This is a genomic window from Echinicola rosea (genome assembly GCF_005281475.1).
Lineage (GTDB): Bacteria > Bacteroidota > Bacteroidia > Cytophagales > Cyclobacteriaceae > Echinicola > Echinicola rosea.
The window spans coordinates 5,625,183-5,638,917 of the sequence record NZ_CP040106.1 but is presented as its reverse complement, the minus strand read 5'-3'; the positions used below and the strand labels follow the sequence as shown (position 1 = coordinate 5,638,917).

General features: G+C 46.6%; 10 protein-coding genes and 1 pseudogene. 10 read left to right on the top strand and 1 reads right to left on the bottom strand.

Features of this window, described 5'->3' with window-relative positions:
* Positions 1-30: 30 nt before the first annotated feature.
* Together FDP09_RS21900 and FDP09_RS21895 are read left to right on the top strand one after the other, a co-directional pair.
* Complete coding sequence (locus FDP09_RS21900; RefSeq protein WP_137404633.1) at positions 31-1,461, top strand: Mu transposase C-terminal domain-containing protein; 1,431 nt, start codon at positions 31-33, stop codon at positions 1,459-1,461.
* On the top strand, positions 1,454-2,272 hold the full coding sequence (locus tag FDP09_RS21895; RefSeq protein WP_137404632.1) for an AAA family ATPase: 819 nt from the start codon (positions 1,454-1,456) through the stop codon (positions 2,270-2,272). The genes FDP09_RS21900 and FDP09_RS21895 overlap by 8 nt, the downstream gene beginning before the upstream one ends.
* 145 nt (positions 2,273-2,417) lie before the next feature.
* Here FDP09_RS21895 and FDP09_RS21890 read toward each other — a convergent pair whose 3' ends face one another.
* On the bottom strand, positions 2,418-2,921 hold the full coding sequence (locus FDP09_RS21890; RefSeq protein WP_137404631.1) for a UpxY family transcription antiterminator: 504 nt from the start codon (positions 2,919-2,921) through the stop codon (positions 2,418-2,420).
* Positions 2,922-3,597: 676 nt separating this feature from the next.
* On the opposite strand from FDP09_RS21890, the gene FDP09_RS21885 reads away from it, so the two are divergent.
* From FDP09_RS21885 to FDP09_RS21850, 8 genes and pseudogenes are all read left to right on the top strand, one after another.
* The gene (locus FDP09_RS21885; RefSeq protein ID WP_137404630.1) at positions 3,598-4,914 is read left to right on the top strand and encodes a UDP-glucose dehydrogenase family protein; all 1,317 of its coding nucleotides are present in this window, start codon (positions 3,598-3,600) and stop codon (positions 4,912-4,914) included.
* Between the two features lie 39 nt (positions 4,915-4,953).
* Complete coding sequence (locus FDP09_RS21880) at positions 4,954-6,036, top strand: SDR family oxidoreductase (RefSeq protein ID WP_137404629.1); 1,083 nt, start codon at positions 4,954-4,956, stop codon at positions 6,034-6,036.
* A 31-nt stretch (positions 6,037-6,067) separates the two neighbouring features.
* A complete protein-coding gene (locus FDP09_RS21875) occupies positions 6,068-7,066 on the top strand; it encodes a mannose-1-phosphate guanylyltransferase (RefSeq protein WP_137404628.1) in 999 nt (332 codons plus the stop codon).
* Positions 7,067-7,147: 81 nt separating this feature from the next.
* Positions 7,148-7,927, top strand: a complete 780-nt coding sequence (cysQ, locus tag FDP09_RS21870) for a 3'(2'),5'-bisphosphate nucleotidase CysQ (RefSeq protein ID WP_187328746.1) — start codon at positions 7,148-7,150, stop codon at positions 7,925-7,927.
* Positions 7,928-8,311: 384 nt separating this feature from the next.
* The gene (locus tag FDP09_RS21865) at positions 8,312-9,631 is read left to right on the top strand and encodes a nucleotide sugar dehydrogenase (protein ID WP_137404627.1); all 1,320 of its coding nucleotides are present in this window, start codon (positions 8,312-8,314) and stop codon (positions 9,629-9,631) included.
* Positions 9,632-11,302: 1,671 nt separating this feature from the next.
* Entirely contained in the window at positions 11,303-11,815 is a 513-nt protein-coding gene (locus tag FDP09_RS21860) for a helix-turn-helix domain-containing protein (protein ID WP_137404626.1), read from the top strand.
* 122 nt (positions 11,816-11,937) lie between these two features.
* Positions 11,938-12,333: pseudogene (locus FDP09_RS24380) on the top strand (four helix bundle protein).
* A 76-nt stretch (positions 12,334-12,409) separates the two neighbouring features.
* Entirely contained in the window at positions 12,410-13,726 is a 1,317-nt protein-coding gene (locus tag FDP09_RS21850) for a UDP-glucose dehydrogenase family protein (protein ID WP_137404625.1), read from the top strand.
* Positions 13,727-13,735 lie beyond the last annotated feature (9 nt).

Sequence of the window (13,735 nt, the reverse complement as noted above, 5' to 3'; positions counted from 1 at the left end):
TTTTTGCAGGCATCTACATATATATAAGGTATGGCAAAGTTATCCTCGTTGGACAAGTACCGGTTAATCCTTCCTATCCTGGAACGGGAGGTTTCTGCAATCAATGTTTCCCGAAGTGAAGGGATACCCGTGCGCACTATACGCTACTGGGTTAAACAGTTTTCTGAGAAAGGCCTAACCGGCTTGGAGCGGGCAAAAAGAAAAGACAGCGGCAATTCGCGAATAATGACTCAGGAAATAACCAAGCTGATTAAGGGTCTAGCCCTGCAAAAGCCCCCACTTTCGATATCAGCCATTCACCGAAAGATCAGCATTCTTGCCGAAAGAATAAACATCAAGCCTCCCTCCTATGAAACCGTTTATGGCTTCGTAAGAAATATCAATCCTGCTTTGTTGACACTTGCACATGAAGGAGGCGCGGCTTATCAGCAGAAGTATGAACTTATTTATCGCAGGGAATGCAGCACACCTAATGAGATATGGCAATCTGACCATACTGAAATGGATATTTATATTGTTGATGCAGATGGCAGAGAAAGAAAACCCTGGCTGACGACCATCATAGATGATTACAGCAGGGCCGTTGCCGGTATATTCCTATCATTGGAAGCACCCAGTGCGATGAATACTGCACTTGCACTACGACAGGCGATCTGGAAAAAGGAGGAATCAAGCTGGCAAATATGTGGTATACCCCGAATCCTGTATACCGATCATGGCAGTGACTTTATGTCCCATCATATTGAGCAGGTATGCGTCGGATTAAAAATCAGAATGCTTAACTCGGCAGTAGGCAGACCACAGGGCCGGGGCAAGATCGAGCGCTTCTTTCAAACCCTGAACGAATGTGTACTGATGGACTTACCCGGATATTCAGTCAAAGGGAAGCCTGCTTCAAAACCTACATTGAGTTTAGGGCAGCTGGAAGCTGCCGTCCTGGATTTTATTCTGAATAAGTACCATGTCACCAGCCATTCTTCAACCGGGTTGCCGCCGATTCAGATGTGGGCAAACGGATTCCTGCCACAGCTTCCTGAATCACCTGAGTTACTTGATCTGCTGCTATTGACTATCCACAAGCCGAGAAAGGTACAAAGGGATGGGATCCGTTTTCAGGGCATGCGCTATATCACTCCAACACTGGCAGGTTTCGTAGGTGAACTTGTTACCATCAGGTATGATCCTCGGGATCTGGCAGAGATAAAGGTATATTACAGGGAGCAATTCCTGTGCAAAGCCATATGCCAGGATATTGCTGAAATGGTCGTCAGCTTAAAAGAGATCAAAGCAGCTAGGAGTGCGGTAAAAAAAGAATTGTACGGACAAATCAAGCAGTCTCAATTACTGGTAAAAAAGCTCTCCCATGCAAAGAAAGCAGAAAGTATAACATTAAAGCAAGAGGACCTGCCATCACATCACCTCCCACCAACATCATCTTTAAAACTATACCACAATGAATGAACCCCAGTTATTAGGTAGATCTTTAAAGAGCTTTATATTGACCCAAGAGTTCAACAGGTTTGAGGAATTCGCCAACTCCTGCATGGACTTCCGTTATATCGGTATCTGTCATGGTGAACCAGGCGTGGGTAAATCACTTGCTGCAATCCACTTTTCCCAATGGGAGGAGGAACTTGTGCATGAAAATGCAATAGACGAACTTTCACCTAAAAAGAAGAAGGTAATTAAGAACTGCAAGGGGGCTTTGGTTACAGCTCCGGTAACCAATACGCCCAAGATCATCAGGACAGAAATTACCCGCAGGACATTCGGCTACGGCATTACCTTAGCTAAATCCAAAGGCGAACCTGATCTTTGTAAAAGGGTCAGGGATGTTTACATGTCATGCCCCCTGGTTATTATTGATGAAGCCGACCGGCTTAACATCAATTCCTTGGAGGAAGTAAGAAGTCTATATGACCAATACCAATTCGGGCTTATACTTATCGGCATGCCGGGCATTGAAAAACGGTTTTCCCGCTATCCGCAGTTGTATTCCAGGATTGGTTTCAGTCATGAGTTCAAAAGGTTGAGCGATGATGAAATGCGGTTCATCTTTCCTAAGATATGGGCAAGCATGGGGTTGACTTACAATCCTGATCAATACTCGGATGTAGAAGCACTGAACACAATTGTTCGCTTTACCGCTGGAAACTTTAGACTCATTGACCGTTTATTTAGTCAGATTATACGCATTATCAAAATCAATAATTTGCAGGCGATTAACAAAGAGGTAGTCGAGGCTGCAAGAAAATGTCTGATTATAGGTTAACACCAATTGGTAAGGATCTAGTGATTAACGGCAAATTATTACTGAAGAATAATGACATTTTATCAATAAAGTTCACACCTAAATGTCGCATTGTTCCACATTTTTTTCAGTAAAACAGTCAAGGGCAAAAGCAATACGGGCAGGTCTAACTGATTATTTCCAGGAATTTTATGGGGATATTGACCATGACCGTTTGGGCGATACTTGGTACGCGGATGATAAAGAAATCCTGGTTTCCTTTTTGGATGCATTCGCCTTCAAATCCCTGTAGTGGACCGCCGATGATCTTTACCTGCTGGCCTTCCTCGATATGGGTGGTTTCCACTTCTACGGCCACACCGGTTTCCACGACGCGCTTGATCGCTTCGATTTCGGCATCCCTGACCACTGCATGGTCACCGGAAAAATTGACAAACTTTACCGCTCCCTGTACCTGCAGGGCTTCCCATAGCCTGCTTTTTTGAGACCGCACAAAAATATAGCCGTTGAAAAGTGGGCGCTGGACTTTTTTCTTTCGATCGCTCCATTGCCGGACTTCCTCGATCATGGGAAGGTAGGCTTCCACCCCTTTTTCTTCCAAACGTTTTTCTACTTTTTTTTCCGCCCGTGGAGCGGTGTACATGACGTACCAACTGCTGTCCGAATTCATGTTGATGCTAGGTTTAAAAACCTAAAATTGGCAATATATCGGGTCAATACCAAGCTTTTTTTGCGATCCTTTGGGCATAATAAGGCACCAAAATAGTACTCTTTTCAAGAAAAGACCTGTGCTTTAAGTTAGTAATGACATGGAAGGTGAAACAATGTTTAAATTATCTGAAATACATTAATTAAATTTTTAAAAACAAATTTTTGTATTTAAAATAAATTGTTCTACTTTTAGAATATCAAATGACACAGGGCGTGGATGAAGGAAAGGTGAAGTGGTTTGATCGACCAATCCCAACTGTTTACGTAAGGTACCGTGTGCGTGAAGGACATTGGGCACGGTCGGGCAGACAGGTAGGTGTTGGAGATTTAAAGCTGTTTGATAGAAATGAACCTAACCACTGGTAGCTCTAAAAGTGGGGCCAGGTATTTTGTGATTTCTGGATTAAGGAGATTCGCAAGAGCGCAATTTACCCGATATAACCTAATACAACTTATTTTGATGTTGATGATAATTCCATCGGCCCTGAACAGTTGCCGCTGCAATTTGAACAGTGGCAATGAAATTGATAAAGATACACCCTCTCTTCCAGTGAAGGGAATTTGGATACGGGGAACAAAAGTATTGATCCGAAAAAATTAAGTATTTTTAACCGCTTAAACATGAATTGTAAAAAATGAAAATTACTGTAGTAGGAACCGGATATGTAGGCTTGGTTTCAGGAGCCTGTTTTGCCGATGTCGGCATAGAAGTGGTCTGTGTGGACATCGACCAAAAGAAAATCGATAAGCTCAAAAATGGGATCATGCCCATTTATGAACCGGGCTTGGAGGAAATCGTGACCAGAAACTATAAGGATGGAAGGCTGTCTTTCTCCACGGACCTGGGAGAGGCGATCCAGGGATCAGAAGTGGCCTTTATTGCTGTGGGTACACCTCCGGGCGAGGACGGGTCGGCGGACCTTAAGTACGTACTGGCCGTGGCCGATGAAATTGGCAAGACCATGTCCGATTATATCGTGGTGGCTACCAAGAGTACCGTTCCGGTGACCACTGGCTGTAAGGTGAAGGAGGCCATCCAAAATGCCTTGGACAAGCGCAAGAGCGACCTGCCTTTTGCTGTAGCTTCCAATCCGGAATTTTTGAAAGAGGGTGCAGCAGTGGAAGACTTTTTGAAGCCGGACAGGATCATCATCGGTGTGGAGGACGAGCGGGCAGAAGAGATCATGAAGCGCCTGTACAAGCCATTCCAGTTGAGTGGTGACCGGATCATCTACATGGACATTCCTTCTGCTGAGATGACCAAATATACCGCGAATGCCATGTTGGCCACTAAGATCAGCTTTATGAACGATATCGCCAACCTGTGTGAGCTCGTAGGTGCCGATGCCAATATGGTCAGGGCGGGGATCGGATCGGATCCAAGGATCGGCAATAAATTCATCTATCCCGGCGTAGGCTACGGTGGTAGCTGCTTCCCCAAGGATGTAAAGGCCATTATCCGTACAGCAAAGACCTATGGCTATGACCTGCGCGTGCTACAGTCCGTGGAAGCAGTAAACGACGACCAAAAGCACCGCTTGGTGCACAAGGTCAAGCAGCACTTTGGCGATGACCTTAGCGGCATGACCTTCGCCATGTGGGGCTTGAGCTTTAAGCCCAATACGGATGATTTGCGTGAAGCTCCGGCGATTGTGATGATCAATGAACTCAGGGCGGCGGGAGCCAAGGTAAAGGCTTATGACCCCATAGCCATGGAAGAGGCCAAGGAAGTGTATATTGGCGATAAGGTAACCTATTGTGATGATGCCTATGATGCCTGTGTGGATGCAGACGCACTGCTGTTGGTGACCGAGTGGTCGCAGTTCAGGATGCCAAGCTGGAGTGCATTGGGCAAATTGCTCACCAACAAAGTGGTATTTGACGGTAGGAATATCTATGACAGGAAATACCTGGCAGAGATGGGCTTCACCCATTATGGTATTGGAATTTAATTATGCTTACCTTAAAAGTATAATTGGAAACGATACGACATGATAGCAACAACTGAAGAGCAGCTGCTCACTGGTGCAAAGGTATTGGTCACGGGCGGAGCCGGTTTTATCGGTTCCAACCTGATCGATGCGCTGTTGGAGGCCGGAAACCGGGTGGTCTGCCTTGATAATTTCTCCACGGGCAAGCACCAAAACCTAAAGGATGCTTTAAATTCCCCCAAATTTGAATTGATGGAGGGGGATATCCGTGATTATGATACCTGTAGGGCTGCTGCAGAAGGCTGTGAACTGGTGTTCCACCAGGCAGCATTGGGATCCGTACCGCGATCCATTGCCGACCCCATGACCACTACCGATGTGAACATAGGCGGCTTTGTCAAGGTGCTCTTTGCCGCCAAGGAAGCAGGGGTCAAGCGGGTGGTGTATGCCGCCAGCTCCTCTACCTATGGGGACCATCCCGACCTTCCCAAAGTGGAACATGTCATCGGCAATGCCCTATCGCCCTATGCCATTACCAAATTTGTGGACGAGCTGTTTGCCAAAAACTTTGCCGATACCTATGGCCTGGAGACCATCGGGCTAAGGTATTTCAATGTCTTTGGCAGAAGGCAGGATCCTGATGGGGCCTATGCAGCGGTGATCCCTAAATTCGTACGGTGCCTGGTGGAAGGGGAGTCCCCAAAGATCAATGGCGACGGTTCCTTTTCCAGGGACTTCACCTATATCGATAATGTCATCCAGGCCAATATCAAAGCAGCTGTGACCGATTCCTCGGTTATGAAGGAAAACCTTGCGGCGTACTATGCCCACATTGGAGAACCCTTCAACAGCGGGGCCGTTATATCGGAAGTGTTCAACGTAGCTTTTGGCGAGCGCGTGGACCTGAACCAGCTTGTAGGCTACCTGAAGGAGGAGCTGTCAAAATACGGGGGGCAAATTGCACAGATCCCCTTGGAATATGGGCCACAGCGTGCCGGGGACGTGCCGCATTCACTGGCATCCATTGCCAAGGGCCGGCAGGTATTGGGGTATGATCCTGAATATTCCGTAAAACAAGGGCTTGCATTGGCATGTGAATGGTATTGGAATAGTTTTAAAAAGACCAATACGGTAGAATCTTGAGTATTTTTAACTGAAATGAATTTATTATACCATGCAAATAATAAATGTAGTATTGTCCGGAGGGGTAGGAAGCAGGCTATGGCCCCTTTCCCGTAAGAGCTGCCCGAAACAGTACCTGCCCATTTTTGAGGAAAGGACCTTGTTCCAGAAGACCGTGGAGCGGAACCAAGGCCTTTGTGACGAGCTGATGATCGTGGGCAACCAGGCCAATTATGAGCTGTCCCGAAAAGACATCAAGGGGCTTGGCATTACCGAATATTTCGAAGTGATCGAGGCCTGTCCACGCAATACGGCAGCGGCCATTGCATTTGCGGCGTTTCGTTCCGGACCGGATGATATTCTTTTTGTGACGCCCTCAGACCACTTGATTACCACAGGAGATGAGTATACCAAAAGTGTTGAGAGGGCCATTGAATTGGCCAAGGAGGATTATATCGTGACCTTTGGCCTCAAACCTACCCGTCCGGAAACCGGGTTTGGCTACATCGAGGCCGATGAAGAGTCGGTAAAGGGCTTCCGGGAAAAACCGGATTTGGACACCGCTAAGCAGTTTTTGGATAAAGGGAATTTTCTATGGAATTCGGGCATGTTCTGTTTCAAGTCCCAGGTGTTCCTTTCCGAGTTGGAACGCTACGAACCAGAGGTTTTCAAGCGGTCACAGGAAGCCATGGCCGCCGCCAGTGATGGCTTTTTGGACCAGGAGATGTCCATGGAGATCCCTTCCATTTCGGTGGATTATGCGGTAATGGAGCGCACGCAAAAAATAAAGGTGGTGCCGTCTTCATTTGGCTGGTCGGACATGGGCTCTTTTGAGTCCGTTTTTGAATATATGGAGCAGCATGGCTACAAGGCCGATGCCCAAGGCAATATGATCATCGGCAGCAAGGTCCACACAGAATTCGTGGGGCTGGAAAACACCATTTTGGTACAGACCAAAGATGCGGTACTTGTACTGAAAAAGGAGCGTGCCCAGGAGGTAAAAAAGGTGTTCGAAAAGCTCGAGAAGGACAAACCTGAACTGGTGGATTAGCACCTCTTTCGCTTTTACGGTGATCGCCTGTATCCGCATTTTAAAGGTCCATTTAAAATAAAGAATGCTACATTTGCACTTATGCAAATCGACTTAAAGGAACTGACAAGGTCAGCGGTGACTGCAGCCCGGGCAGCAGGGGATGAAATCATGAAGGTATATCGTTCCGCTGATTTTGGCGTGGAATACAAAAGGGACGATTCGCCCCTGACCAAAGCAGACAAAGCAGGCCATGACGCCATCATGAAATACCTCGAGGAAACGGGGATACCGGTGCTGTCGGAGGAAGGAAAGGACATTCCTTATGAAACCCGTAAGGATTGGGACTGTTTTTGGATGGTCGATCCCTTGGACGGTACCAAGGAGTTCATCAAGAAAAGTGATGAGTTTACGGTAAACATCGCGTTGATCCAGCAAGGCCGTCCCGTGATTGGGGTGGTGTATGCCCCTGTGGCGGAGTGGATGTATTGGGGGAATGGAGAAGAAGGTGCCTGGAAGCAGGAGGGGAGGCGTGAACCCGTGAAATTGGGGTTTCCGGAAGGGGATGGAATAAAAACAATAGTGGTGAGCCTGTCCCATCAAAGCCCGGAAACGAAAGCCTTTATGGAGCAGTATCCGGGTGCTGAAACCATTAGCATGGGGAGCTCATTGAAGTTTATGCTCCTGGCCGAAAACAAGGCCCAGGTCTATCCACGTTTCGCGCCCACCATGGAGTGGGATACCGCGGCAGCACATGGCGTGTTGGAGGCCTTGGGTGGGCAGGTGTTGCAAGCTGATAATAGCCGACCACTGGAATATAACAAGGAGGATTTACTGAACCCTTCTTTTATTGCAAGTACTGTTTCATTGATAGCCGAATGACAAAAAGCTATGCGTTTTTTTACGTCATTGCGATCCGCGGCGGCGGAGAAGCAATCTCGTTTTTTGGAAAGGAATTCCTACTCCGTTCGCAATGTTTTCCAATTACGTCACTGCGAACCTGTCTACCGCCATAAGCAGGGAGATCCGACAAGGAAGGATGTGTCAGTTTCCAATTTCGAAGCGGAGTCCTTCTCAATGTGGAGGAGCCATTACACGGGATTGCTTTACTTCGCTATTGCTCCGTTGGCAATGACGGTTTCAACGGTTTGTGTGAAGCAATTATTCATTTGGGAAATGAATTCATCCATAAACCCCTATATTTGCGGGGGATCAATAAAACCCATATAAACCATTTACTGATTTATTTTATAATCAACACTACTCATGAAGACACTACTTTTTCCCCTTGAAGCATCAAATATTGCCGTGATCGGACTGGGCTATGTAGGCCTCCCTTTGGCAGTGGAATTTGCCAAGAAATTTCCCGTGATGGGATACGATATTTCCACTTCGCGCGTGGAGGAGCTGGCCAATGGCGTGGACCATACCCTTGAGGTGGAGGACGGCCTTTTGCAATCGGTACTGGTCGGCTCAAAAGAAGAGTTTACTACAAAATCAGCGGGGTTTTACCCCACCAGCTCCCAAAAGGATATCACCGGGTGTAACGTCTATATCGTGACGGTGCCCACACCGACCGATAAGCACAACAGGCCCGTATTGACGCCCATGCTCAAAGCCTCCAAGACGATCGGCAAAGTGCTCAAAAAAGGGGATGTGGTGATCTACGAATCCACGGTATATCCCGGGGTCACCGAAGAGGAATGTGTGCCGGTACTGGAAAAGGGATCAGGGCTGGTATTCAACAAGGACTTCTTTGTGGGCTATTCCCCCGAGCGGATCAATCCCGGGGACAAGGAGCATACGGTGGCCAAGATTTTGAAAGTGACCTCCGGGAGCAATCCGGAGGCTGCAGATTTTATTGATGCCCTGTACAGGTCGGTCATCACCGCAGGAACGTTCAAGGCTTCTTCCATCAAGGTTGCCGAAGCGGCCAAGGTCATCGAGAATTCCCAGCGGGACATCAATATTGCCTTTGTCAATGAGCTGTCCAAGATTTTTAATTTGTTGAATATAGATACACAAGAAGTGCTGGAAGCAGCCGGTACCAAATGGAATTTCCTACCGTTCCGCCCAGGCTTGGTCGGTGGACACTGCATCGGAGTGGATCCGTTTTATCTGGCCCAAAAGGCACAGGAAGTGGGTTATCACCCAGAGATCATATTGGCAGGAAGGCGCCTGAACGACTCTATGGGCAAGCATGTGGCCACCGAGGTGATCAAGCACATGATGCGCAAGGACCTCAAGGTGATGGAGTCCAAGGTGCTTATCCTGGGCTTTACCTTCAAAGAGGATTGTCCGGATGTGCGCAATACACGCGTAATCGATATTTACCGGGAACTGGAGAACTTTGATATCCATGTGGACGTGTACGACCCCTGGGCAAACGCCTCAGAAGTGGCCCACGAGTATGGCATCCAGGTACTGGACCGCGATAGGCAGCCCGACCTTTCCAGCTATTCGGCCATCATCCTGGCCGTCGCCCATCAGGAATTCAAGTCCTGGACCATCCAAAAGTCCGACAAACAGGTGGTTTACGATGTCAAGGGCATGCTGGACAAAAGCCTGGTGGATGCGCGGTTGTGAAATTACCCCCCTAACCCCCTAACTATGCGCTTAAGTTAGGGGAAGTACAACACGCTTGTCACCCTGAGCGGACCTGTCTATTCGCCAGATAGAGTCGAAGGGTAGTGTAGGACCTCGACTCCGCTCGGCCTAACCTTTCTTAATTTCATTAACGAAAGAGCATTGCTCCCTCTCTTACTAGGAGAGGCTAGGTGAGGTGTATAAAACCTCGGATTACCCCTAGCCCCCTAAAAGGGGGAACTGTTTCGAATTTTGATCACCGGTAGCCCTATTGATGAAGGCCTTCGATGGACAAAGATTCAAGTGAGTGCTTAAGGCTGAGTCACACCTAACTGAATACAGCGAAGGAGCAAACAAAACTTTTTCCACAGGCCTCACCTTGAATAATCAAGGAAAGGAACAAAAAATCCTTGGTGCCTTCGAGCCTTCGTGGCCCATGACCATTCAACTATTCTCTTCATAATCACCACTCGGTTCCTCTCCTAGTAGGAGAGGCTAGGTGAGGTGTATAAAACCTTGGATTACCCCCTAGCCCCCTAAAAGGGGGAACTGTTTCGGATTTTTGATCACCGATAGCCCTATTGATGAAGGCCTCCAATGGACAAAGATTCAGGTGAGTGCTTAAGGCTTAGAGCCACCTAGAATACAGAGAAGGAGCAAACAAAACTTTTTCCACAGGGCTCACCTTAATAATCAAGGAAAGGAACAAAAAATCCTTAGTGCCTTCGAGCCTTCGTGGCCCATGACCATTCAACTATTCTCTTCATAATCACCACTCGGTTCCTCTCCTAGTAGGAGAGGCTAGGTGAGGTGTATAAAACCTTGGATTCCCCCCTATCCCCTAAAAGGGGGAACTGTTTCGAATTTTTGATCACCGATAGCCCTATTGATGAAGGCCTTCGATGGACAAAGATTCAGGTGAGTGCTTAAGGCTGAGTCACACCTAACTGAATACAGAGAAGGAGCAAACAAAACTTTTTCCACAGGCCTCACCTTGAATAATCAAGGAAAGGAACAAAAAATCCTTGGTGCCTTCGAGCCTTCGTGGCCCATGACCATTCAACTATTCTCTTCATAATCACCACTCGGTTCCTCTCCTAGTAGGAGAGGCTAGGTGAGGTGTATAAAACCTTGGATTTCCCCCTAGCCCCCTAAAAGGGGGAACTGTTTCGGATTTTTGATAACCGGTAGCCGTATTGATGAAGGCCTCCAATGGACAAAGATTCAGGTGAGTGCTTAAGGCTTAGAGCCACCTAGAATACAGAGAAGGAGCAAACAATACTTTTTCCACAGGGCTCACCTTAATAATCAAGGAAAGGAACAAAAAATCCTTAGTGCCTTCGAACCTTCGTGGCCCATGACCATTCAACTATTCTCTTCATAATCACCACTCGGTTCCTCTCCTAGTAGGAGAGGCTAGGTGAGGTGAAATATTCATCAGCTATAGGTCGAAAAAAAAATATACGCTGTAAAAAGAATTTAAAATTCATTTTTATGCAATACATTATTTAACGATTCATTTAAAAGGGCTGATTTTCATTTGAGCAACAATATTATGCAAATGTTAAAAAATACGGAGTAAAGGGCATTTTTAACGAAAAAAATGAAAAGTTTTGGAGATGTAATGGCTAACGAGTACTTTTGGTGCTCGTTAGGCCAAGGTGCTTTTTTATGCTCGATTCGTTGATTACATCCAAGACCAGATTGCGACTGTTGGTAAAGTTTTTTATCAATGCGGACAACCATAGCCACCTGCGTGGCCTGGCCGAGGAGTTTGGTGAATCTACCAATGCCATAAGAAAGGAACTCAACAACCTATCAGAAGCCGGTTACCTGCAGAAAGCATCCGAAAAGAACAGGATCTGTTACAGTGCCAACACCCGGCACCCTTTGTTTTTGTCCCTGCAGGATATCATACGGAAATATATTGGTTTGGACACCCTTGTGGAGGAAGTCCTGAACCGGATGGGCGATGTGGAACGGGTCGTTCTCACCGGAGATTACGCCAATGGTCTTGATACCGGTACCATTGATGTCAGCATCAAGGGCAATGCCCTCAATGAGGAATACCTCGACATGTTGGGGATCAGAATCCAAGAAATGATCGACCGTAAAGTGAATTTTACCCTGCTGGAGAAAGATTTACCCTCTGGCATCATTTTATATAACAAAGCCGCTGAGTAGGATACACGCTTACTTGGCTTTCTTAGTTTTACCACCCCGCTAAGCACGAAATGTGACTGACCGGGCGAAGCTGCGTCTGATGAGGTAGAATTGTTGTACTGTCGAATTGTTTGATTGGAAGAATGAAGAAACCATACACCTATTCCTTCGAAAGATTAGAGGTGTGGCAATTGTCCAGAAAACTTAGGAAAGAAATTTATATTTTGACCACAGCTTTTCCATCAGATGAATTGTATAACCTAACCAGTCAACTAAAACGAGCTGTTGGCAGCATTACTGCAAATTTGGTGGAAGGAAGTTGAAGGGCCTCAGATAGGGACAAAGCACGTTTCACCAATACGGCTTACGCAAGTGCGTTGGAAGTATTGGATCATCTGATCACAGCCTATGATTTAGAATATATGGACGAGAATAGCTATTTAACAATGAGGTTAAAGTTTGATGAGCTTATCAATAAGCTCAATGCTTTTTATAAATTTCAGATCAAGCGATCAAGTAATTTAAAAGATGAGATTTGATAAAACTTAAAAAAACAATTTGACATTTACACAATTCAACGGTTCGACAATAAAACAATTAATCAATAAATAACATATGAAAATCACTGTAGTAGGTACCGGTTATGTCGGTTTGGTTTCAGGAGCTTGTTTTGCAGATGTAGGGATTGAAGTGGTATGTGTGGACATTGATCAAAAAAAGATCGATAAGCTCAAGCAAGGTGTCATGCCCATCTATGAACCAGGACTGGAAGAAATCGTCGTACGGAACTATGAAAGTGGTCGGCTGAAGTTTACTACCGATTTAGGGGAAGCCATTCAGGGATCAGAAGTAGCGTTTATTGCTGTGGGGACACCTCCGGGCGAGGATGGTTCTGCCGATCTCAAATATGTCTTGGCCGTGGCAGATGAAATTGGGCAAAAGATGTCCGACTATATCGTAGTGGCGACGAAAAGCACCGTTCCGGTAACCACGGGCAAGAAGGTTGAGCAGGCCATTAAGTCAGCGTTGGAAAAGCGGGACAGGGCCTTGGATTTTGCCGTGGCCTCAAATCCGGAATTCCTAAAAGAAGGTGCCGCGGTAGAGGATTTTTTGAAGCCGGATAGAATTGTGATCGGCGTGGAGGATGAAAGGGCAGAAAAGATCATGAGAAGGTTATATAAGCCCTTCCAACTTAGCGGAGAGCGGATCATCTATATGGACATTCCTTCCGCGGAAATGACCAAATATACGGCTAATGCCATGCTGGCCACCAAGATCAGTTTTATGAACGACATCGCAAACCTCTGTGAGTTGGTAGGGGCCAATGCAAACATGGTAAGAAAAGGCATCGGGTCTGATCCCAGGATTGGGAATAAGTTTATTTATCCTGGCGTGGGGTATGGGGGATCTTGTTTTCCCAAAGATGTAAAGGCCATCGTAAGAACGGCAAAGCAATATGGCTACAATTTGCGTGTACTGCAATCCGTGGAAGATGTCAACGATGACCAAAAGCATGTATTGGTCAAAAAAGTAAAGAAGCACTTTGGTGAGGACCTTACCGGGATGACCTTTGCCATGTGGGGACTGAGCTTTAAGCCAAATACCGATGACATGCGCGAGGCGCCGGCCATTGTCATGATCGATGAACTACGGGCAGCAGGAGCAGAAGTGAAAGCCTATGACCCCATAGCCATGGATGAAGCCAAGGAGGTATATGTGGGGGATAAAGTCACTTATTGTAAGGATGCTTATGATGCTTGCATCGATGCAGATGCTTTGCTCCTCGTGACAGAGTGGTCGGAATTTCGCCTACCCAGTTGGTCAGCGCTGAGCAAATTGCTCAAAAATAAAGTCGTCTTTGACGGTAGAAACATCTACGATGCCAAGTATTTGAAAGAGGAGGGGTTTGAGCATTATGGAATTGGAATTTAATGAAGAATT